The organism is Phaeobacter sp., from assembly GCF_022825805.1.
Taxonomy (GTDB): domain Bacteria; phylum Pseudomonadota; class Alphaproteobacteria; order Rhodobacterales; family Rhodobacteraceae; genus Phaeobacter.
Map to the genome: position 1 here is coordinate 1 of NZ_JAJDWC010000122.1, position 21,622 is coordinate 21,622.

The 21,622-nt window shown below is 60.6% G+C and carries 17 protein-coding genes and 1 pseudogene; 6 read left to right on the plus strand and 12 right to left on the minus strand.

Annotated features, from left to right (window positions below; genetic code table 11):
* Window positions 1-254: 254 nt before the first annotated feature.
* The 3 genes from Q0C28_RS14060 to ftsY form a co-directional block, all read right to left on the minus strand.
* Window positions 255-866, minus strand: a complete 612-nt coding sequence (locus Q0C28_RS14060) for an inner membrane-spanning protein YciB (protein ID WP_293576765.1) — start codon at window positions 864-866, stop codon at window positions 255-257.
* Window positions 867-1,112: 246 nt separating this feature from the next.
* Window positions 1,113-2,015, minus strand: coding sequence for a DMT family transporter (locus Q0C28_RS14065; protein WP_293576766.1), 903 nt, complete (start codon window positions 2,013-2,015; stop codon window positions 1,113-1,115).
* Between the two features lie 118 nt (window positions 2,016-2,133).
* Window positions 2,134-3,357, minus strand: a complete 1,224-nt coding sequence (ftsY, locus tag Q0C28_RS14070; protein WP_293576767.1) for a signal recognition particle-docking protein FtsY — start codon at window positions 3,355-3,357, stop codon at window positions 2,134-2,136.
* A gap of 201 nt (window positions 3,358-3,558) precedes the next feature.
* Between ftsY and Q0C28_RS14075 the strand changes: the two genes are divergently transcribed.
* Window positions 3,559-3,996: a hypothetical protein gene (locus Q0C28_RS14075; protein ID WP_293576768.1), complete on the plus strand. Its 438-nt coding sequence runs from the start codon at window positions 3,559-3,561 to the stop codon at window positions 3,994-3,996.
* Between the two features lie 165 nt (window positions 3,997-4,161).
* On the opposite strand, the gene xseA is transcribed toward Q0C28_RS14075, so the two are convergent.
* Window positions 4,162-5,808, minus strand: a complete 1,647-nt coding sequence (gene xseA / locus Q0C28_RS14080) for an exodeoxyribonuclease VII large subunit (RefSeq protein ID WP_293576769.1) — start codon at window positions 5,806-5,808, stop codon at window positions 4,162-4,164.
* A gap of 196 nt (window positions 5,809-6,004) precedes the next feature.
* Between xseA and purD the strand changes: the two genes are divergently transcribed.
* Window positions 6,005-7,270: a phosphoribosylamine--glycine ligase gene (purD, locus tag Q0C28_RS14085; protein ID WP_293576770.1), complete on the plus strand. Its 1,266-nt coding sequence runs from the start codon at window positions 6,005-6,007 to the stop codon at window positions 7,268-7,270.
* A 387-nt stretch (window positions 7,271-7,657) separates the two neighbouring features.
* Window positions 7,658-8,539, plus strand: a complete 882-nt coding sequence (locus tag Q0C28_RS14090) for a bestrophin family protein (protein ID WP_293576771.1) — start codon at window positions 7,658-7,660, stop codon at window positions 8,537-8,539.
* A gap of 174 nt (window positions 8,540-8,713) precedes the next feature.
* Here the strand turns inward: Q0C28_RS14090 and Q0C28_RS14095 are convergent, their stop codons facing one another.
* From Q0C28_RS14095 to Q0C28_RS14105, 3 genes are all read right to left on the minus strand, one after another.
* Window positions 8,714-10,486, minus strand: coding sequence for a DUF1217 domain-containing protein (locus tag Q0C28_RS14095; RefSeq protein WP_293576773.1), 1,773 nt, complete (start codon window positions 10,484-10,486; stop codon window positions 8,714-8,716).
* Window positions 10,487-10,698: 212 nt separating this feature from the next.
* Entirely contained in the window at window positions 10,699-11,556 is an 858-nt protein-coding gene (locus Q0C28_RS14100) for a VCBS repeat-containing protein (protein WP_293576774.1), read from the minus strand.
* Window positions 11,557-11,558: 2 nt separating this feature from the next.
* Window positions 11,559-11,882 carry a 2Fe-2S iron-sulfur cluster-binding protein gene (locus Q0C28_RS14105; protein WP_293576775.1) on the minus strand — a complete coding sequence of 108 codons (324 nt, stop codon included), beginning with the start codon at window positions 11,880-11,882 and terminating at the stop codon, window positions 11,559-11,561.
* A gap of 531 nt (window positions 11,883-12,413) precedes the next feature.
* Here Q0C28_RS14105 and Q0C28_RS14110 point away from each other — a divergent pair.
* Together Q0C28_RS14110 and Q0C28_RS14115 are read left to right on the plus strand one after the other, a co-directional pair.
* Window positions 12,414-13,010, plus strand: a complete 597-nt coding sequence (locus Q0C28_RS14110) for a peptidoglycan-binding domain-containing protein (RefSeq protein ID WP_293576776.1) — start codon at window positions 12,414-12,416, stop codon at window positions 13,008-13,010.
* A 109-nt stretch (window positions 13,011-13,119) separates the two neighbouring features.
* Window positions 13,120-13,776 (plus strand): Crp/Fnr family transcriptional regulator, encoded by a 657-nt coding sequence (locus tag Q0C28_RS14115; protein WP_293576829.1) that lies wholly within the window; start codon window positions 13,120-13,122, stop codon window positions 13,774-13,776.
* A gap of 436 nt (window positions 13,777-14,212) precedes the next feature.
* Here the strand turns inward: Q0C28_RS14115 and Q0C28_RS14120 are convergent, their stop codons facing one another.
* From Q0C28_RS14120 to gor, 4 genes are all read right to left on the minus strand, one after another.
* Window positions 14,213-15,616, minus strand: a complete 1,404-nt coding sequence (locus tag Q0C28_RS14120; RefSeq protein WP_293576831.1) for a Do family serine endopeptidase — start codon at window positions 15,614-15,616, stop codon at window positions 14,213-14,215.
* A gap of 596 nt (window positions 15,617-16,212) precedes the next feature.
* Window positions 16,213-17,106: a protease modulator HflC gene (locus Q0C28_RS14125; RefSeq protein WP_293576777.1), complete on the minus strand. Its 894-nt coding sequence runs from the start codon at window positions 17,104-17,106 to the stop codon at window positions 16,213-16,215.
* Entirely contained in the window at window positions 17,103-18,272 is a 1,170-nt protein-coding gene (hflK, locus tag Q0C28_RS14130; protein WP_293576778.1) for an FtsH protease activity modulator HflK, read from the minus strand. The genes Q0C28_RS14125 and hflK overlap by 4 nt, the downstream gene beginning before the upstream one ends.
* 69 nt (window positions 18,273-18,341) lie before the next feature.
* Complete coding sequence (gene gor / locus Q0C28_RS14135) at window positions 18,342-19,697, minus strand: glutathione-disulfide reductase (protein ID WP_293576779.1); 1,356 nt, start codon at window positions 19,695-19,697, stop codon at window positions 18,342-18,344.
* Between the two features lie 354 nt (window positions 19,698-20,051).
* Between gor and Q0C28_RS14140 the strand changes: the two are divergent.
* Window positions 20,052-20,477: pseudogene (locus Q0C28_RS14140) on the plus strand (PACE efflux transporter).
* Between the two features lie 192 nt (window positions 20,478-20,669).
* Here Q0C28_RS14140 and rpiA read toward each other — a convergent pair.
* Window positions 20,670-21,458, minus strand: a complete 789-nt coding sequence (rpiA, locus tag Q0C28_RS14145) for a ribose-5-phosphate isomerase RpiA (protein ID WP_293576780.1) — start codon at window positions 21,456-21,458, stop codon at window positions 20,670-20,672.
* Window positions 21,459-21,622 lie beyond the last annotated feature (164 nt).

The following is a 21,622-nucleotide window of genomic DNA, read 5'->3' on the forward strand; positions in this document are numbered from 1 at the left end:
CCCGCTTCGACGCGTGCGAACGCAGCAGCCCAAATCTCCAGTCGCCTACGGCTCGTTCCGATTTGGGCTGCTGCGGTACTAACTGAAGCGGACAATTGGCATGTTACCTACACCGGACAATTCAGAATGTTCTCGACAGGCCCTGTGGCGCCGCACAACCGCCGCCTGCCCGGGTTGTCGATCACGTCCCCGTCAGTGCCTTGGGCAGTATGGAAACCACCCTCCCCTGCAAACGCCACAGACGTGCCGCTCGATCAGCTTTGGTCTTCTTCGCTATCGGACAGCCCATAGGTCTGAAACACGCTGCCCTGGGTCATGAAGAACCCAAACATCGCCAATGACAGTCCAAAGGTCTTGAAATAAACCCAGGTCTCGGTGCTTTGCGTGCGCCAGATCAGCTCATTTGTGAGCGCGAGGAGGAAAAAGAAATAACACAGGCGCCTGGTCAGGATCATCCAGCCGTCGTCCTGCAGCGGCATCAGCTCTTCCATCACCACCTTGAGATAGCTTTGCCCCCGCATCAAGCCGATCGCCAGCGCGCCGCCCAGCAGGACATACAGGATGGTTGGTTTGATTTTGAAAAACCGCTCATCGTTGAACCAGACGGAGAGCCCGCCAAAGATCACGACAATCACCAGGGTCCCCACCTGCATCCGTGAGATATGGCCCGTCAGGCGCCACAACGCCAACGACGTTGCCACCATGATCGGGATAAAGCCCGCTGTCACCACGATGAAGCCGTCATATTCACGTCCACCGATCAGGAAGATCTCGTCTTTCAGCAGCAGGTAGCCTGCAAAGAACAACAGCAGCGGGCCGTATTCCAGCGCCATCTTCAGCTTCGAATTGATTGCCTTGCCTGCCATTGTGTCTCCTGCCGTAGTCTGTGCCGTGTCTGTGCCGTGTCTTGGCCACCATCCTGACCTCTGCGGCACAAACACCTTCAGCCAAGCCATGCGCCCGCAGCTTTGTCACCCGCGCGCTTGGCCTTTACATATCGGCATTGTCACACCCTTTGTGAAGCCAAAACCGCAGTCTTTCTTGGTTCAGCCGTGCGCCTGAGCAGCAGGCGCATGCAGCAGGACCTGACAAAAGACCCAGGCAACACCAGCTCAGCCCCCCAGCTCCACGATCGCGGCGCCCAGTGCGATCAACGCCATCAACGCAATGCGCCGCGGCCCCACGGTTTCTTTCAACACCAGCCAGCCGATCAGAGCTGCAAATACAGTCGAGGTTTCCCGCAGCACCGCAGCCTCTCCCACTTTGTCGAGGCGCGTTGCCAGCATCACCGCACCAAATGAGCCAAAGGCGATCACCCCGCCCAACAGCCCCTTGGCCAGCAGCGGACCCGGCGCAGGCCGCGGCGTCATCGCCCGCCACCGCAAATAGGCATAAGGCGGCATCGCCAACCCATCGATGAAGAAAAACCACGCCAGAAAGGTGAAAGGATCCGCCGTCGCCCGGATCCCATACGCATCATATGTGGTGTAGAGCGCCACAAACATCCCGGTCGCCACCGCCAGCGCCAGAGCGCTGCCGAGGGTGGCGCGACTGTCTGTGAGCGTGCGCAAATTATAAACCGCGAGGCCAAAAATACCCGCAAGCAACACCGCAACACCCAACCACTGCCAACCGGTGAACCGCTCATCAAACAGGATGGTTGCGCCCAACACGGTGAACAAAGGCCCGGTGCCCCGCACAACCGGGTAGACCACCGTGTAGCTGCCACGGGTATAAGCCAACCCCTGCAGGATCTTGTAGAGGATATGGATCAACCAGACCCCTGCGAAGATCGCCCACATATGCGGCTCTGGCCAGGGCACCACAAACAGCGCCAGCGGCATCGCCATCATCGCATAGGAAAAATCAATCGCACCGCGCGACAGCCAGGGGTCATATCGCCCCTTCTGCAAGGCACCAAACAGCGCATGGAGGAACGCGGCCATGATCGCCAGAGCCAGCGCCATGTGGTGGCCTGCCTCGGTGCCTTCCAGAGAAATCAACCATGCGCTCACCCGCAGGATCCTTTCTTGACCATATGTGACCAGACCCTGCTGCGCGTCAGTCGCCGGGGGTTTTCCACCCCCGGACCCCCGGAGGATATTTCAGGCAAGAGGAAAATGACCGTCTGCGTCAGGGTTTATCCAACCCCGTCAGCGCCGCTGCAAAATCTTCGGGATCAAACGCGGCGAGATCGTCGATCTGCTCGCCCACACCGATGGCATGGATCGGCAGGCCGAATTTATCAGCCAGCGCCACCAAAACGCCACCTTTGGCCGTGCCGTCCAATTTGGTCATCACCAGACCCGAGACATCGGCCAGTTTCTGGAAGGTCTCCACCTGGTTCACCGCATTCTGGCCGGTGGTGGCATCCAGCACCAAGAGCGTGTTATGCGGCGCGCTGTCGTCTTTTTTGCGGATCACGCGCACGATCTTGGCCAGCTCTTCCATCAGATCGGCGCGGTTTTGCAGCCGTCCCGCGGTGTCGATCATCAACAGATCTGCGCCATCTTCCTGCGCTTTTGTCATCGCATCATAGGCCAGCGAAGCAGGATCAGAGCCTTCGGGTGCTGTCAGAACCGGAACCCCGGCGCGATCCCCCCAGACTTGCAGTTGCTCAACCGCTGCAGCGCGGAAGGTATCGCCTGCGGCGATCACCACGCTTTTGCCTGCGGCTTTGAACTGGCTGGCCAGTTTGCCGATTGTGGTGGTCTTGCCAGAGCCGTTCACACCAACCACCAGCACCACCTGGGGGCGGTTCTCATAGATCGGCATCGGGCGCGCCACAGGCTCCATGATGCGGGCGACCTCTGCGGCCAGGAGTTCTTTGATTTCGCGGCTGGACACCCGTTTGCCATAGCGGCCCTCCGCCAGGTTGGCAGTGACGCGCAGCGCCGTGTCCACACCCATATCGGCACCGACCAGCAGATCCTCCAACTGCTCCAGCATGTCGTCGTCCAACACGCGCCGGGGATCGTCAGCCTGGCCGCGGCCCATCAAGCGGCCAAGCAGCCCACCCGATTTGGCGGCAGGGGCCTGCGGCTCAGACGCGACAGGAGGCTGCGCCGCAGGCGTGGGGTCGGCAGGTGCGGGCGCTGGCGGTGCCGCCGCCGGCTGGGCCGATGCGGCCTTTCCATGTGTGTCGCTGGCGTCATTGGCGCTGGTCTCTGGCGCGGGTGACGTCACTGCGCTGTCCGGTGCCTCTGCTGGTGCTGGCGCTGAGGGTGTCTGTGATGTGTCAGACGTGTCCGAAGGCGGCGCAGGCGTGGCCCCTTCATCCACGATGGCGTCCAGCCCCTGTTCCAATTTGGCCGATGATTTGAACAGACGGTCCTTCAGTTTAGAGAAAAACGCCATCTCAGCCTCCGCAGTGGTCTTGTTTGTGTCTCTCCTGCGGACACCTACTGTGGTTTGCGGGTAAGTGCAAAGGAGCAAGTGCAGAACAACAACGGTGACACCCACTGGGTCGTCGCCCGCCGCTCCCGGCCCATGGCGCAGTGCCGCCGCTGTGCCAGTTGATGCTTGGTCCCCGCGGCTTGGATCTGGCATGGTGGGCACATGCAGTTTTTATGGATGATTCCCGGTCTGATTGCGCTGGTCTCTGCGGCGCCACTTGCGGCTTCGGACGCAGCGTCAGGCGTGGCCTCGGATCCGGGCGCGGCGCTGAGCGCGGAGGAATTTGACAGCTACACGCGCGGCAAGACCCTGTTCTACGGCTCCGACGGGCGCGCCTATGGCGTGGAACGCTATCTGCCAAACCGACAGGTCCTGTGGTCGTTTCTCGATGGGCGTTGCCAAGAGGGTGAGTGGTTTCCCAAAGGTGAGGAAATCTGCTTTGTCTATGACAATATCGAACCGGTGCAATGCTGGCGGTTTTCGCTGACCGACCGGGGCCTGATCGCCCAGTATCAAAGCAGGGCAGCGGCCACAGAGCTGTATGAGGCCGAGGACTATGGCGAAGAGATGCTGTGTCTGGGCCCCGAGGTCGGGGCCTGAGATCTGGGCCCGAGGTCGGGGTTTGAAAGACAGATCCGAACCGCAGATATGGCGCGCGAGGCGGGTCTCCGCCAGCCTCCGCGCAGTCTTGCAAATAACGTCGCAAACCTAGCCTAAGTCATCCAGCGATGGTGGCGGGGTCTGCTGCCAGTCACAAACACCGCCCTAAAACAGCGAGCCCTGACCGCCATCATTAGATGGTTTGGCGCGGGATGCTTTGCGCTGTGCTGGTTTGGACGTCTTCGCCTTCGGGGCCGCCGCGGGAGATGGTGTGCCTGGCTCCGCCGATTGGGCCTGCGAGCTGAGATCAGAAGGCGTGCCACTAGACGGACCGGCAGCCTGGCCAACGGATTGACCAACGGATGGACCGTCCGCTTGGGCCGAAACCGCAATCGCGGCATCCGCAAACTCAACGGTCAACTGATCCCCTGCACCAACCTGCGCCGCGCGGGTGAGCACATCAGAGCCGCGCCGCACCACCGCATACCCCCGATCCAAAGTGGCCTTGTAGCTGAGAATCTCCAACTGGCGACCGCTGGCATCCAGTGCCCGGCGCGCCTGTTGGGTGCGTTGTCCCTGCGCTGTCACCAGACGCTGAACCAATTGGGCCAGATGCGCGCTCTGGCGCGTCAGCTCCTGTTCGATCGGACGCAGATTCAGCCGCGACGACAGGTGTTTCAGCTGGTCCTCGCGGGTGCGCACCAAGCCCCGCAATGTCGCAGGCCGCAGCGAGGCCGAGGTTTCGCTGAGCCGCAAACGATGGCGTTGAACCCCCTGGATCAGCGCCGTTGGCAACCGGTCTGACACCCGGTCCAATCGCTGACGCGGGGTTTCCAGCAGCGTGTCGGGTTTGGGCAGCGCCCGGGCCAGATCGTTCAGACGCTGCCGCCGCAACTGCACCGCCTGCGCTGCCCCACGGGTCAACCGCGCGCCCTGCTGCTCCGCCCAGCCGAGCAGATCCAGCCGCACCGGCACCGCCAGTTCAGCTGCAGCCGTCGGCGTTGGCGCCCGCCGGTCCGACACAAAATCAATCAGCGTCGTGTCCGTTTCATGGCCCACCGCAGAAATCAGCGGGATGGCACTGGCGGCGGCGGCGCGCGCCACGTTTTCTTCGTTGAACCCCCATAGATCCTCGATCGAGCCACCGCCGCGCGCCACGATGATCAGGTCTGGCCTCGGCAGGGCACCCCCTGGTGTCAGCTGGTTGAAACCTTCGATGGCGCGGGTGACCTCTGCGGCACAATTCGCCCCTTGCACCGCCACCGGCCACACCAGAACCTTGCGCGGGAAGCGATCCCGCAACCGATGCAGAATATCGCGGATCACCGCCCCCGAGGGCGATGTGATCACACCAATGATGCCCGGCAAATACGGCAGCGGGCGTTTGCGTTCCGCCGCAAACAGACCTTCTGCCTCCAGCTGCTTTTTGCGCTTCTCCAGCAGGGCCATCAGTGCGCCCTGCCCCGCCACTGCGACCTCATCAACATTCATGTTGTATTTCGACTGTCCGCCAAACGCGGTCAGGCGGCCCGTCACGATCACATCCAGCCCCTCTTCGGGCACCACGGAGAGGCTGGAAATCTGGCCCTTCCAGGTGGTGCAAGCCAGCACCGAGCGATCATCCTTGATGTCATAGTACAGATGCCCAGAGCGTGCCTTGAACACACGGCCCACTTCGCCGCGCACACGGATGCGACCGAATGTGCCCTCCAGCGTGCGTTTCACCTCGCCTGAAATTTCCGAAACGGTGAATTCAGGGGCGTTTTGACCGGGCTGATTGGCTGGGGTCGGGTCGTCAAACAGGTCTGACATCGCGGGGCGGCTCTCCTGCGGTACGGCTGCGGTCGCAGACTGCGTACTGGGTTCTTGTTTTGAAAGTCCGCGCAGCATAGAACCCGGCGCAGGCAACACAAGCCCCGGACGCCCAATCCCGGATCCCTTGCCACCAAACCCAGCCCAAGGGCACCCACACCGATGGCCGCCCTGACCAAAATCGGAGACGACGCATATGAACATCCTCATCCTTGGCAGCGGTGGTCGCGAACATGCTCTGGCCTGGGCGGTGAAGCAAAATCCGAAATGCGACAGGCTGATTGTTGCGCCGGGCAATGCCGGGATTGCGCAAATTGCGGAATGCGCCGCGTTCGACATTGAAAATGGCAGCGCCGTCGTGCAGTTCGCCGAAGAAAACGCCATTGATTTCATCATCATCGGCCCCGAAGCACCGCTGGCTGCAGGGGTTGCAGACCGTCTGCGCGAAGCAGGCCTGTTGGTCTTTGGCCCCTCCGAAGCGGCCGCCAAACTGGAGGCGTCGAAACGCTTCACCAAAGAAATCTGTGCTGCAGCCCAGGCCCCAACCGCGGCCTATGGCCATTTCACCGACGCCAGCGCCGCCAAGGCACATGTGCGCGAACATGGTGCACCCATCGTGGTCAAGGCCGATGGTCTGGCCGCTGGCAAAGGCGTGATCATCGCCATGAGCGAAGACGAAGCGGTTGCTGCGATTGATGACATGTTCGGCGGAGCGTTCGGCGGGGCCGGCGCCGAAGTGGTGATCGAAGAATTCATGGACGGTGAAGAGGCCTCGCTGTTTGTGCTGGTCGATGGCGAGGACGTCCTGGCGATCGGATCCGCGCAGGACCACAAACGCGTCGGCGAAGGCGACACCGGGCCCAACACCGGCGGCATGGGCGCCTATTCCCCTGCTCCTGTGTTGACCGCCGACATCGAAGCCAAAGCCATGGAAGAGATCGTCAAGCCAACAATGCGGCTGATGGCAGAGCGTGGGATGCCCTATCAGGGCGTGCTTTACGCAGGATTGATGATCAAGGATGGCCAACCCCGTTTGGTGGAATACAATGTCCGCTTCGGTGATCCCGAATGCCAGGTCTTGATGATGCGCCTCGGCGCCCAGGCGCTGGATCTGATGCAGGCAGCCGCAGAGGGCTCGCTTGCACAGGCCCGTGTCAACTGGGCCGATGACCACGCCATGACCGTGGTTCTGGCCGCCAACGGATATCCCGGAGCCTATCAAAAAGGGTCCGAGATAAAGGGGCTTTCCGCCCTCGCCGAAGACAGCATGCATATGGTCTTTCACGCAGGCACCAAGCTGGAGAACGGCCAGATCTGTGCCGCCGGGGGCCGTGTGTTGAACGTGACTGCACGGGGCGAAAGCCTGCAAACCGCCCGCGACCGCGCCTATGCGATGGCAGACAGCATCGACTGGGAAGATGGGTTTTACCGCCGCGATATCGGCTGGCGCGCGCTCGACTAACCGGTCTCGCGCCTGCCATTCGGTTGGCAGATAGTTCAGGTAATTCAGTTTGCGGCTAACCGAGGCCCCAGTCCCTCCGTCAGCCGCAAACTCATGAACCACCGGCGAAGCAGCGCGCCACCGGCAAACCCGTGGCCCGCATCACCAGCCAATGCGATCCAAACACGCTGCACACCAGAGGCTATTCCCGTCAGATGCCGTGCATCGGAATGGGACCCGGCGTTCAACATGACCATCATCGCAAGTCAAACGCCGTTTTTGACCTGCCGGTGGCTGCGGGCTGCACCTATGGTGGCGGCAACTGCCAGACCGGTCGTGCCGACCCTCAGCCCGCCCATTTATGTGCCCGGTGTCTCACCAATCCGGGCCCCTGACGGAGCCCGTCCCATGATTCTGAGAGACCCACCCGGCCTGATGCAGCTGATGTTCACCCTGCGCGGATCGGTGCTGCCGCGCATCCTACCCCGTCTGTTGGGCCTTTCGGCGCTGTCTGCAGTGATCATGTGGATCGACAGCGCGCTGTTCACCCTCCCCCACACAAATGCCGCGCCCTTTGCGGTCTTCGGCATCGCCCTGTCGCTGTTTCTCGGCTTTCGCAACAACGCGGCCTATGACCGTTGGTGGGAGGGGCGCAAGCTCTGGGGGCAGTTGGTCGCGGATATGCGCGCCCTGGGCCGGGAAAGCGAGATCTTTGTCCAGGATGAGGCCGCGCGCGCCCGCATCCTTGGCTATGCGCTTGGTTTCTTGCATCTGCACCGGATGAACCTTCGGCGCGAAACCGATGGGACAGCGGCCCTGGCCTGGGCCGGTCGTGATTTCACCGCCACGCCCCATCCGCCCTGCGCCGCATTGGACGCCGTAGCGCAGGAGGTTGCGGCCCATGCCGATGATGGTTTTGGCCGCAAGACGCTGGCCGAACGGCTAGCCTCAATCGCCAGCGCACAGGCTGGCTGCGAACGGATCGCCACCACGCCCCTGCCCTATGTCTATTCCTTGTTGGTGTTTCGCACCACCTACCTCTATTGCCTGCTGCTGCCCTTCGCCCTGATCGACGGTGCCGGCTGGCTGACACCTGTGTTCGTGGGGATCGTGGCCTATGTGTTCTTTGGCCTGGCCGAGGTCACGGAGGAGTTGTCAAATCCTTTTGGCACCACCGTCAACGGGCTGCCGCTGAACGCCATTTGCCGCACGATCGAACGCGCGCTCGCCCCGCGGCTGCAGCAAGAGGCCCCTGCGCCGCTGGAGCCAAAGGACTACTACCTGTCTTGATCATGCGCGTTGCAACCCTGCGGGTCACGCTCCCGTAGGTCCTGATCCCACCTCTCTCCGTCTTGGGTGTGCTGGTCCTATCTGGATCTTAAAAACCCGAAGCATGGCAGGCTGAACCGCTGCACCCTCAATCGGAACCATCGCAACAGCAGCCCAATCGATCCGCCCAGACCCCTAGAACAGCGCAAAGATCGGATCAGAGAACCCGGCCGACGCCTGTGGTGAGTTCAGTTCACTGAGCAGTAGGAAGCGGTTGCGGAAATCTTCCATCTTGCTTGGATCTTCGATCAGATCCTTCGGATGGGTGGTCCCAAACCTGATGTCCATGCGGTCTTTCATCTCTTGCACCTGCCGGTCCACATCCAATTGTCCAAAGCTGGACGGCAGGTTGAGCGCGGATTCGAACACCGTTTTCAGCGGCGGCGACCCGATGATGCCGTACCAATGCGCATCCTCACTGCCCCCGATGTCCACAATCGCCTGCAACTCTCGCTCCAGCGCCAAGGCCAGCCGCATATTTGGATCGCTTTCACCAATGGCGATTTCAAAATTCCGGTCGGTGTAGAGCTGCGAAACTTCCTCTGCAAAACCGGGGGGATAGGTCCGCCCGGTGTCGCCTGGGTTGAAGTTGAAGGCGTTGGCCATCGATTTCACACCGGGGTCCCGGTGCAAATTCGCATAGGACACGTCAGACGAGAGATCCGATTCGAACGCTTTGATCATGACACCGAAATCCAGCGAGCGATTGCCGATGTTGAAGATCTCCAGCCCGGCCTCAAAAGCGTCAAAATCAAACACAAAGCTCTGCGGCGCAACATAGTTGCCCAGCTTGCCATCCACCTCATCTGCAAACGTCTGCATCCTGCTCGGACTTGCAGGCCATTCGGTCTGATAGGCTTCGGCAAAATCGCGATAAATCAAATTTCCCGGCTGGTTGACGAAAGACGCCGGATCAGACAGGTCGGATTCCAGAACCTGCCGCAAAACATCCTCTCCCGGATTTGTCAGGAAAAACTGATCCAGTGATTCCTCTAGCAGTTCGGGCCGGGCAAACAGCTCATCTGGGCTGGTGAAACTGTTGATATCCGGCGCGCCAAAGCCGAAGGCCCGTGACATTGCCAGATAACGGGTATCCTCCTGCTGATTGACCGGCGACTCCGGATCATAGGGGTCTGATTCCAGCATCCGTTTCAGGAAAATCGGGTTGATGTATTCCAGATCATAGGTATCGATAACCGCTTGCAGCAGATCGTCATTGGCCAGCAGTTCATCCGCATTGGCTGGCCCGCTGCCATCGTTCATGGCGACAAATTCGCCCACAAGCGTCTCGATCTCGCTGTCGTATTCAGCCGGTTGGTTGAACTTAAACGCAGCCGCAAACTCCGCCAGTTTTGGATCGCTCAACCGGTTTGCGAAGGAATCGGGATCCGACAGATCGGATTCCAGCACGCGCATCAAAAAGAACTCGTTGCCTGCGTATTTCTGCATCCCAAAATCATCCAGCGCCTCATTGAGCAGGGTCTGGTTGGACAGCAGATCTTCGGGGCTGGCGACATTGACATAGGCCGCTTCGGCCGCATTGCTGGGCAACTGCGGGCCATCACCACCAAAACCAAAGGTCTGCGCCAGACCCAAATAGCGGCTGTCGTTCAAACGGTTGGCCAGTGACGTCGGCTCGGACAGATCCGATTCCAGCACCTGTTTGATGAAGGCACGGTTGTTGATGTCTTCTTCCAGACCAAACGCGCCGAGCGCCACCTGCAACACATTGTAGTCGTTCAGCAACTGATCCGCAGTCTGGATGTTTTCGATCTTCGCGCTGAATTCCTGCAGCGAACGATCCAAGATCGGCGACTGTTCATAAATCCGCTGTTGTTGATCCCGGGTCCGATCCAGAAAGTTCCATCCGGCAATGCCGCTTCCCAGCACATAGGGTGTAAAGGTCACGCGCCTGTCTCCTGCTTGCAAACGGTCCCGCCATCGCAGGGGGCAATGGCAATCGGGATCATGTTCCCAGCCGCATCTTACGCGCAAAGCGGTGAACAAATGCTAAAACACACTCAGGTTTATTCGCCCAAAACGGCAGTCAGGCTGCAGGCGTGTCCGCTCTGGCTGCACCATAGCAGGCGAACAGCAGCGGCAACTTAGCCAACCAGCACTCACTCGGAGGGGCGGCAGGCCAATGTTGCCGCGAGCCCCTCATCAGGATCAAAAGGACCCAAGTCACGCCGCTGCAGGGCACCGTTTTGCAGACGCACGCCAATCACACGCGTCCATCCCGCGTTCTGGAGCACAAGCTCCTCAGCACCCGCGCAACTGCGCAGGCCCGAGGTGATAAAATCCTCACCAATCCGGTGGTTTGTCAGACCAGAGGCAGAGGCCACCTGCCGCAACGCGCCCGCCCGGTAACGCCACACCCGCAACTGGCGCGCCAGATGTGGACGATCCACATAGGCGATTTCGATATGTCCATCCCCGTCCAGATCTGCCGCTGCGATCGGCGCCAGCCAGCGAAACCGGGTGCCAATCGGCGGCGTGGCGGCGATTTCCTGCAGAGTTTCCCCCTCCAGGGCGAAGATCACCAACCGTGCGCCAAGGCGCGGATCACTCTCAATGGCGACGACCTCTGGCGCGCCATCGCCGGTCACATCCCACAGCCGCGGCGCCAGATCCTCAAAAACCGGACCAGCCTCGGGCAATTGCACGCGATAGGTTTGGCCGCGATCATCCTGCGCGACCAAAGCGGCGTATTCGATGTCATCACCTAGCACACCATGCGGGTAGTGATCTGTCGGGTCGTCATACTGCGCGGCGACCAGCACGGGAGACGTATTTGTTGCAGCCCCGCTGGACTGCGCCGATAGGCCAAGACCGGCAAGGCTGAGCGCCACTGCGCAAGCAAAGCGCCCGCAATACGCAGGCAGCAGACTGTGGGCGCGCCGCGTCCGAGCAGGCCGAATAGCGGCGACGCCGCCCATCCGCCCTGCAATACCCCAGATCATGGCGCGCCCAGCCATAATCAGATCTGTTTCTCGGGCATATGCACCACCAGCCCCTCCAGCGCGTCGGTCACCTTGATCTGGCAGGTCAAACGCGACCGGGCGGGATCGGGCTCATAGGCGAAATCCAGCATATCTTCTTCCATGTCATCCTTGGCCGGGATTTTCTCGACCCAGTCCTTGTCCACATAGACATGGCAGGTGGAACACGCGCAGGCCCCGCCGCAATCGGCTTCGATTCCGGGAATATTGTTGTCCCGTGCGCCTTCCATGACAGTCAGCCCGGTCGCTACATCCACCACATGTTCAGTGCCGCCATATTCGACATAAGTGATTTTTGGCATCGTCCGCTGTTTCCTTTCTCGATACGCGTGGAGTGTTGTGTCTTTGCGTTGCCACCCACACCCATGACAACGCCAGATTTGCATCCTACGGGCGACCCTGTCGTCAAAACGCCGCCACAGCAAGCCCTGATATGGGGTGATCGGCGACATACTCAAATACAGGTTCAAATAGCGGCTCAAATACGGGTTGGAATATTGGTTGGAACACTGGGTCCAACGGCGATCAAAACATGGCGCCTGACGCGGCAGGCAACAGGTCTTTGCCCAAGGGTTGATATAGGCTAAGTTTGCGCCAGCAACACCCACCACAAAGGGAGATGTGCAGACCGGACAAAGGAGAGCAGCACACCTCCGGTCACATTGCGCCACCCCTGCGACACCGGGCGAGCCAGACACACAGGACGTATCAGGCCAGAACGCGCAAGGCTAAAACGCATAGGCCAAAACCACGGGCCGAAACCACAGGCCAAGACCACAGGGCCAAAACGCATAAGGCCAGACCGCGGCCACACAGGGCAAAACGACAAGACGATGGCTTTTTCACAGCACCTCCTGCGATCCTTCCGGCTCCTGGCCGGGATGGCTGTGCTGTCTGCGTGCAGTGGCACGACCGGAACGCTGGGCCGGGATGCAACCGAAGTCAGCCGCACCGCGGAAACAAACCCTGCCGCCGAAATCGGCTCTGCCCCAATCGGATCCGGCACAAGCAGAGCCGGCACAAATGGGCCAGCCGGTGCGCCACCGGGCAGCTGCTGGTCGACCTACACCAGCCCCGCGGTGATCGAAACCGTCACCGTTCAGGTGATGACCCACCCGGCCCGACTGGCCCCGGATGGCACCGTCGAACGCCCGGCCCGGTTCCGCCGGGAAAGCCGCCAAAGCATCGTGGAACAGCGCCGCGACAGCTGGTTTGAAATCCCCTGCCCGGCGCTGCTGACCCCGGACTTCATCGGATCAGTGCAACGGGCCCTGGCCGTGCGCGGCCTGTATGACGGACCAATTTCCGGCGTGATGGACCCGCCCACCCGGACCGCCATTCGCCGCTACCAGCAGCAGGATGGTTTCTTCAATGATGAGCTGTCGCTGGTCAGCGCACGCAAATTGGGACTAATCGCGATTGACTACTAAACGACCCTCTGCACCTGGATCGAACCTGGCAAGCCCGGTGGACGCCACGGCCATAAACACGGCCACGACCACGGCCACGGCGGCCGGTGCTGCGCTGCGCCGCAAATGGATGTTGCCCAACCGTGGTTTCCTGTCGGCCGCGTCAGACCGGCTGCTGCAGATCCTCGATCAGAAAGCCAGCGAGATCCTGCTACAAAACGGTGAGGTTCTGTTTGCACAGGGCGATGATGGAGATGCGCTTTATGCCATTCTGGGCGGGGCGATTGAATTCTCCACCCTCTCATCCACCGGTCGGAAACTGTCGCTCGACATCATGCGCGCAGGCGCTGTGTTTGGCGAAATCGCGCTGTTTGATCCCGGACCACGCACGGCAACGGCAATGGCTCTGGAGCCCAGCCGCCTGCGACGGCTGCGCAATCGCGATGTGCTCGATCAGCTGCAGGACCACCCCGATCTGGCGGGCGATCTGCTGCGTCTGGCCGGGCAGCGGATGCGCTGGATGAACACCCAGCTGTCCGAGCAGGTGTTCCTGCCGATGCCGGTGCGATTGGCGCGCAAACTGCTGCATCTGGCCCCTGATAGCGGGAATGGCCATCTCAACCTGTCGCAAAGCGAATTGGCCGAATTTGTGGGGGCCACCCGCGAAGCGGTGTCAAAGACGCTGTCCCAGTGGAAGCGCAGCGATGTGCTGGACATCGGGCGCGGCAGTCTGACCATTCGCGACCGTCAGGCGCTGCTGCTGCTGGCGGACCCGGATATCAGCTGACCTGCTCAACCAACTCGCTTCGCTAACCTGCTCAGCTAACCCGTGGTGCGCCTGCGGTTTTTTGCGAGCTTTGTGAACTCGGTCACAGAGCAACGCTGCGTTCTGCGCCACTGTCGCCCCCAGGCAAGCGTTGATCGTTCCATCCCTAGACTTGCCTGTCCCTTCTTGAGCCATGTGCCAACCCGGATCCCCAACTCAGATCCACAGTGGTTGCACATGGCTTTTTTCTTTGCCCGCATCATCCCCCACACAGCCTGCCTGGTACAGCTGCGCAGATCGATCATTTGCCGCGGATACACACGGCATAGACTCGCACAAACGCAAAGAGGCCGTGCCAAGGCACGACCTCTGATCTTGTTCAAACTGATCTGCGCGACCCGCATTGGCCTATGTCATGAGGCAAAAGCGGGACAAGCGTTCAGGTACACACCGCAGATCACTCCGCCAGGTTCAACGCCACGAACCGTGGCTCACCCGCACGACGCACCAGCAGCAAAAGCGATTTGCGCCCGGCCTCGCGGGCCTCATCGATGCGGGTTTCCAGCTCGCGGATCGATGTCAGCTTCTGCTGGCCTGCCTCGGTGATGATGTCCCCTGCACGCAGACCTTTTTCAAAGGCTTCGCTGGCTTCGTCGACGTTGGTGATCACTAGGCCATCGGTGCCGTTTGGCACGTTCAGCTCTTCGCGCTGCTCATCGCTCAACCGGCTGACAGTCAGACCCAGCAGCTCCTGTTCCTGAACCTCTGGCGTGGCCTCTTCACCGCCTGTGTCACCCGCTTCGCGCTGCGCATCTTCGCGGCGTCCCAGGGTCACCCGCAGCGTTTCTGTCTTGCCTTCGCGGTAGACGACAACACGCACCGCTTTGCCGACCTCGGTGTTGCCAACCTGACGAACCAGCCCACGGGTGTCTTCGACCTCAGCACCATCAAAAGACAAGATCACATCGCCCGCCAAGAGACCTGCATCTTTGGCCGGACCATCCGGCACGTCGGTGACCAGAGCCCCGGCAGCGGTTTCCAGACCCATGGCTTCGGCCACATCATCGGTCACATTCTGAATGCGAACGCCCAGCCAGCCGCGGCGTGTTTCACCGAACTCACGCAGTTGGTCGACCACTTTGGTCACCACATTGGAGGCCATCGAAAAACCGATCCCGATGGAGCCACCGTTCGGGGACAGGATTGCCGTGTTCACACCGATCACTTCGCCATCCATGTTGAACAGCGGACCGCCAGAGTTGCCGCGATTGATCGCCGCATCGGTCTGGATGTAGTCATCATAAGATCCCGACAGCTCGCGATTGCGGGCGGATACGATCCCTGCGGAGACCGAAAACCCCTGCCCCAGCGGATTGCCCATCGCGACAACCCAATCGCCAACGCGGGCCAGATCGCTGTCACCAAACTTCACAAAGCTCAGCGGCATTGGCGCTTCGACCTTCAGCAGGGCGATATCGGTGTTGGGGTCGGTGCCGACAACTTTGGCCGGCAGCAATTCCGCTGGCTGGCCTTCGCCGGGGAAGAACTCAATCTCGATTTCATCGGCTTCTTCGATCACGTGGTTGTTGGTGACGATATAGCCATCTTCGGAAATCACGAACCCGGACCCGAGTGCCGAGGACCGGCGGGGACGGTTGCCCTGCTGGCCGTTACGATCCTGAAATTCGCGGAAAAAATCTTCGAACGGGGACCCTTCGGGCACGATGCCCTGCGGGCCGGTCCGCCCTTCGACCACGGTGGTCGTGGTGATATTGACCACAGCCGGGCTGACCTGATCGGCCAAAGGTGCCAGACTTTCGGGCCGGGCCTGTGCCATCGCCACCTGCGCCAGCACCATCATGGTGCTGAACACGGTCAGAAGCAGCCAGCGCAGCGCAGCGCTCTGCCCGTCCGGGCGGCGCATCACAGCGGCTCTGCTCTTAGTCTTGATGATAGTATGTGGCTGCACGAAACTACTCCTTAGTTGTCGCCAAAAGACCACGCCGCGGCAATGCCAACCCAAGTGAGCCAAGTTCTTCTGCACCCTTGAACCGGTGGGAATAACGGCGGCGGTGACCGTTTATGTAGTCTTTCTCGGTGTCCTCACAACGAATGTTGCACGTTATCAAATTGAAGTGAAACCCGGTGAAGCCCTGCCACCATGAGTTTTTTCGCACCAAGCCCCCAGACCCGGCAAATGCCCGCCGATGGAGCACCAGACCCCGTGCCAGAAGATCTGCCCGAACAGTGCATCAAACGCCGGTCAGCTCACGGGCAATGGCGGTATTGAGCTGTCGGCAAGAGAACGCGACTACCCGCAATCTGGCGCAAAACCTGCGCAACGCGCGCACAAAAAAGGGGCCGGACGGATCCGACCCCTTTGATTTATTTGGCTTGTTTGGTGCTGCCCTGCACGGTGCGTCTGTGGCGCGGCTCGCACAGACCTGCACTCAGCCTTTACTGGCCAGAACGTGGCACGCCCTCGGACGACTTCAGGTAGTTGAAGAATTCATTGTCCGGTGACAGCACCAGCGAGGAATTCCCACCCTGCAGCGATCGCGCATAAGCGTTCAGGCTGCGATAGAAGTCGAAGAACTCGGGATCTGCACCATAGGCCTGGGCAAAGATACCGTTGCGCTCAGCGTCGGCCTCACCGCGGATAACTTCGGCTTCGCGCTCTGCTTCAGACACCAGTTCCACCACGGTCCGGTCCGCTTGCGCGCGCACCCGCTGGGCCGCCTCGTTACCGCGGGCGCGTTCGTCGGTCGCTTCCCGCTCCCGCTCAGCGCGCATCCGGTCAAAGGTGGCGTCCAGGTTTTCGGTCGGCAGGTCCGTCCGCTTCAAGCGCACGTCGATCACCTCCAGGCCAACAGCCTGGGCGTTTTGGATGGCGCCATTTCGGATCCGCAGCATCAGCGCGGCACGGTCAGAGCTGAGGATGTCGTTCGAGCTGACAGAACCCAAGACCTCTCGTGTCTGCGCCCGCAGGATCGAATCAAGCCGTCGGCTTGCCACCGCAATCGCCTGCTCGCCGCCAGCACCGGTCGCTTCGCGGAACTGTTCCACGTTGGAAATCCGGTAGCGGGCAAAGGCATCCACCACCAAACGACGATCGTCCAATGGGGTGACTTCGAGCGGGTCCACATCCAGGCTGAGGATCCGGTCATCATAGCTCACAACCGTATCAAGCACCGGCCATTTGAACCCCAGGCCCGGTTGTTCCTTCACGTCCACGACGCGACCAAACCGCAGAACCAGGGCTTTTTGCCGTTCGTCCACAATGTAAATCGAAGACAGAACAACGCCCATAACAGCCGCAAGGGCAATCAGCAGAATATTGCTTTTTGTCATTGGGAATCTCCCGAGCGACGCAATTCGTTCAGAGGCAGATAAGGCACGACGCCCTGACCACCCTGGCCACCGGCATTGTCATCAAGAATGATCTTGTCGACGCGGCCCAGGACCTCTTCCATGGTTTCCAGATAGAGACGCTTGCGGGTCACTTCCGGGGCTTTTTGGTATTCGCCCAAAACGGCGGTAAAGCGGGACGCCTCACCCTCCGCCTGGTTGACCACCTGGGCGCGATAGGCTTCGGCTTCTTCCATCAGCTGTGCGGCCTGACCACGGGCTTCGGCGAGCACACGGTTGGCATAGGCATCCGCCACGTTCTGCAGACGGTCGCGTTCCTGCTCAGCTGCCTGAACGTCACGGAAGGCGTCCAACACTGGCAGCGGCGGGTCCGCTTTGTCGAAGTTCACACGCACGATGTTCACGCCGGACTGGTAGCTGTTCAGCGTCTGCTGGATCAGCTCTTCCAAACGCTGCGAAATCGCACCACGGTCCCGGTTCAGGATCGGTGCGAGTTCGGACTGCGCGATGATCTCGCGCATCGCCGATTCAGACACCGCCCGGATCGTGGCGCGCGCATCACGCAGGTTGAACAGGAAATCCTTGGGGTCGTTGATGTTCCAGACAACCTGGAAATCGATGTCGACGATGTTTTCATCACCCGTCAGCATCAAACCTGCATCGCCACCACGGGCGCCGGTTCCGATGTCTTCGGTCTGTTCGCGGGTCACCTGCAGGACCTCGCGGGTCACAATCGGCCAGGGGGCAAAGTTCAGACCCGGATTGCCGGTGTCGTAGTATTCGCCCAACAGCAGCTCAACAGACTGCTCCTCCGGTTTCACGGTGTAAAAGCTGGAGGCCAGCCAGAGACCAACCGCCACCAGACCACCGATGGCCAAAGTGCCCTTTGTCAGCATGGGGCCACCGCCGCCAGAGCCGCCACGACCACCGCCGGTGCTGCCACCTCCGCCACCGCGACCGCCCATCAGGACGCGCAGCTGCTCCTGGCCTTTTTTGACCAGCTCGTCGATCTCGGGAATTTGCTGATCGTCTGGACGTCGACCACCGCCACCGCGGTTGTCGTCGCGACCACCATTGCTGTTGCCTCGGTTATCAGACCCGCCAGAAGAGCCGCCGCCCCCCCAGGGGCCACCATTATTGCCCGCCATATGTCTCCAATCCCTTTGCTGCCGCCCTTCGCGGCATGTGGTTTCTACCTGTGGTTTCTTGCCGAAAAATCAAGCCGTCCGCACAGGGGACTTCATCGTCACCAATTCTTCGGACATGGTCGGGTGCACCGCCACGGTCCGGTCGAAATCTTCTTTGGTTGCGCCCATTTTGACCGCGATGCCCGCCAGCTGGATCATTTCGCCCGCACCGGGGGCGACAATATGACATCCCAGAACCGTGCGGGTGGCTTTCGACACGATCAGCTTCATCAGCACCCGCTGCGCACGCCCGGCAAAGGCCTGCTGCATCGGCTTGAAGGATGTGGCGTAAACCTCGATTGGTTCCTGCTGGGCGGCCTCTTCCTCGCTCAGGCCGACGGTGCCCATTTCGGGCTGGGTGAAAATCGCCGTCGGGATCAGATCGTGATCCGGGCTGGTCGGGTTGCCGTTGAACACGGTTTCAACAAAGGCCATCGCCTCACGGATCGCCACAGGTGTCAGATTGACCCGGTTGGTCACATCCCCGATGGCAAACACAGACGGCACAGCGGTCTGGCTGTATTGATCGACCACAATGGCACCTGCGCGGTCCCGTTCGATGCCCAGCGCCTCAAGGCCGAGGTTATCTGCATTGGGCGCACGGCCGGTGGCAAACATCACCTGATCAAACAGGTTTTCATCGCCATTGGTGGCCTTGACCCAGATCTTGTCGCCTTCTTTGCGCATCTCAAGGATGTTGGTGCCCAGGTGCAGATCCACACCCGCCTGGCACATTTCCTCGGACACCAGCCCCCGCGCCTCATCGTCAAAGCCGCGCAGGATCTGCGCACCGCGATAGTATTGCGAGGTTTTCACGCCAAGGCCGTTCATGATGCCCGCAAATTCGCAAGCGATATAGCCACCGCCGACGATCAGCATGCTTTCGGGCAGCGTATCGAGGTGGAAAATCTCGTTCGAAGTGATCGCCAGCTCCGCACCGGGAATATCCGGTTTCACCGGCCAGCCGCCGGTGGCCACCAGAATATGCTTGGCGGTTTTGGTGGTGCCATCCGCCAGTTCAACGGTATGAGGATCGGCCAGTTTGGCGCGCTGATCAAAGCTCTCAACGCCCGAGTTTTTCAGCAGGTTGCGGTAGATCCCTTCCAGCCGGTCCAACTCGCCATGCAGCTTGCCCTTGAACAGGTCCCAATCGAAGGCACCGGATGAAATCGACCAGCCATAGGCCTGCGCGTCTTCGACCATGCCGGAATATTCGGATGCAAACACCATCAGTTTCTTGGGCACACAGCCCCGGATCACGCAGGTGCCGCCATAGCGGTCTTCTTCCGCCAGCGCGACCTTGGCGCCGCCAGCTGCAGCCACACGCGCGGCCCGAACGCCGCCGGAGCCGCCACCAATGACGAAGAGATCGTAGTCAAAGCTCATTTCAGTTGCCCTTTTGATGTCTTGCGCGAGGTATCCCACAGCGCGATGCGAATTGCCAGTCTCGCAGGTGGGGTGTTCTGACGGAGTTTCAATTGCTTTGGGGTGGTTTACTCTCGAAACCGTGAAGAGGACGTGAAAACAAAACCCGGACAATCACCAGCCCCAACCCCACACCTAATCCGAGCCCCACCCGTGCCCATCCAGTACCCAGGGCGCGATTTCCGGGCTTGAAAGCCGCGCCTCACCGCGCCATCTTCAGGCTCGGCGACCATGCTGGCACGCCCGGCCAAAGGACGACCTCTGGCTTGATCGGACCACATCGGGACGACCCGAACAGACGCAGGAAAGGTCGCCATGCGATCCCCCCTCGACCGTATTCGTCACGCGCTCAGCTTTGAAATCATTGCCCTGTTGATCATCATCCCGCTCGGCGCCTAGGTGTTTCATATGCCCGTGAAAGCCATTGGCGTTGCCACAGTGGTTGCAGCAACCATCGCGACTGGTTGGAACTATGGCTATAACTATGTGTTCGACAAGGTGCTGAACCGGACCACCGGCACCACGTTGAAATCCCCGCCGATGCGCGTGGCCCATGCCGTTTTGTTCGAGGCAGGGCTGCTGATGGTGCTGATGCCGTTCTTCGCCTGGTATCTGGCGATCACGCTGTGGGAAGCCTTCGTGCTCGACCTGTCATTTGCGCTGTTTTATTTGGTCTATGCGCTGGTGTTCAATTGGCTGTACGACCGGCTGTTTCCTCTGCCGGAATGGCAAGACGCCTGATCAGCAACAGATTTGGGCGACGAAAGAGCCCCGCGCGACGCAAGACCCGATTGAAGCGTTCTGGATCAGACCGCAGATTTCCTGCGCCAGTTGCCAAGCTAAATTCGATGCCAGATCAAATTCAACGCGGCCCTTATCCTGGGCAGCACCAAATCGGCTGCAAGGCCGCCCAGTGAACACCGGGCTCAGAGGTTACTCGCCGAGATCGCGAAACAGGTTTTCGCTCTCTTCAAACTCGATATGGCCAGTCTCGATGGTGCCCTGATCAATATCGCGCACCTCCACCTTACCATCGCCAAAGCCCACGATCACCGTGTCGCAGATGTCGATGAACAGCCCGTTCTCCACCACGCCGGGGATCTGGTTCAAAACCAGCGCCAGTTGCCGGGCATTGCCAATCCGGTGCAGATGCAGATCCAGAATGTGATTGCCCTCATCGGTCACCCAGGCGGCATCACCGTTCATCCGCAACGTCGCCTTGCGTCCCATCACATTCATCGCCACCAACGTTTCTTCCACCAACGCCTGTGTGGTTTGCCACCCAAATGGGATCACCTCCAGCGGCAGCGGGAAGGCCCCCAGCGTTTCGACTTCCTTGGCCTTGTCGGCGATGATCACCACCCGGTCAGAGGCCGTGGCGACAATCTTCTCCTGCAGCAACGCGCCGCCCCCACCCTTGATCAGGTTGAGATCGCGATCAAATTCATCCGCGCCATCCACGGTCAGATCCAGCCACCGCGCTTCATCCAGTGACATCAACGGGATACCCACATCCCGCGCCAGCGCAGCGGTGCGCTGCGATGTCGGCACGCCGTGAATTTCCAGATCGCCACTGCGCACCAGCTCACCCAGGCAGCGCACAAACCACGCCGCGGTGGAGCCAGTGCCAAGCCCGACCCGCATGCCGTCTTCGACCATATCTGCCGCACGTTTGGCAGCAATGAACTTGGCCTGGTCAATCGGGGACAATTCCGAGGTCATGGCAGATCCCTATGGTCTGAAGGTGGAGCGGCCCATGGCCTGATGCGGTCTTATAGGCCAGTTGATGGGCTGAGGCGAGAGCACAGACAGCAATTCGCCCGGCTGCAGAAAACCCAGCTGCAGAGAACCATGCCCCAGACAACCCTACCCCCAAACAAACTGTG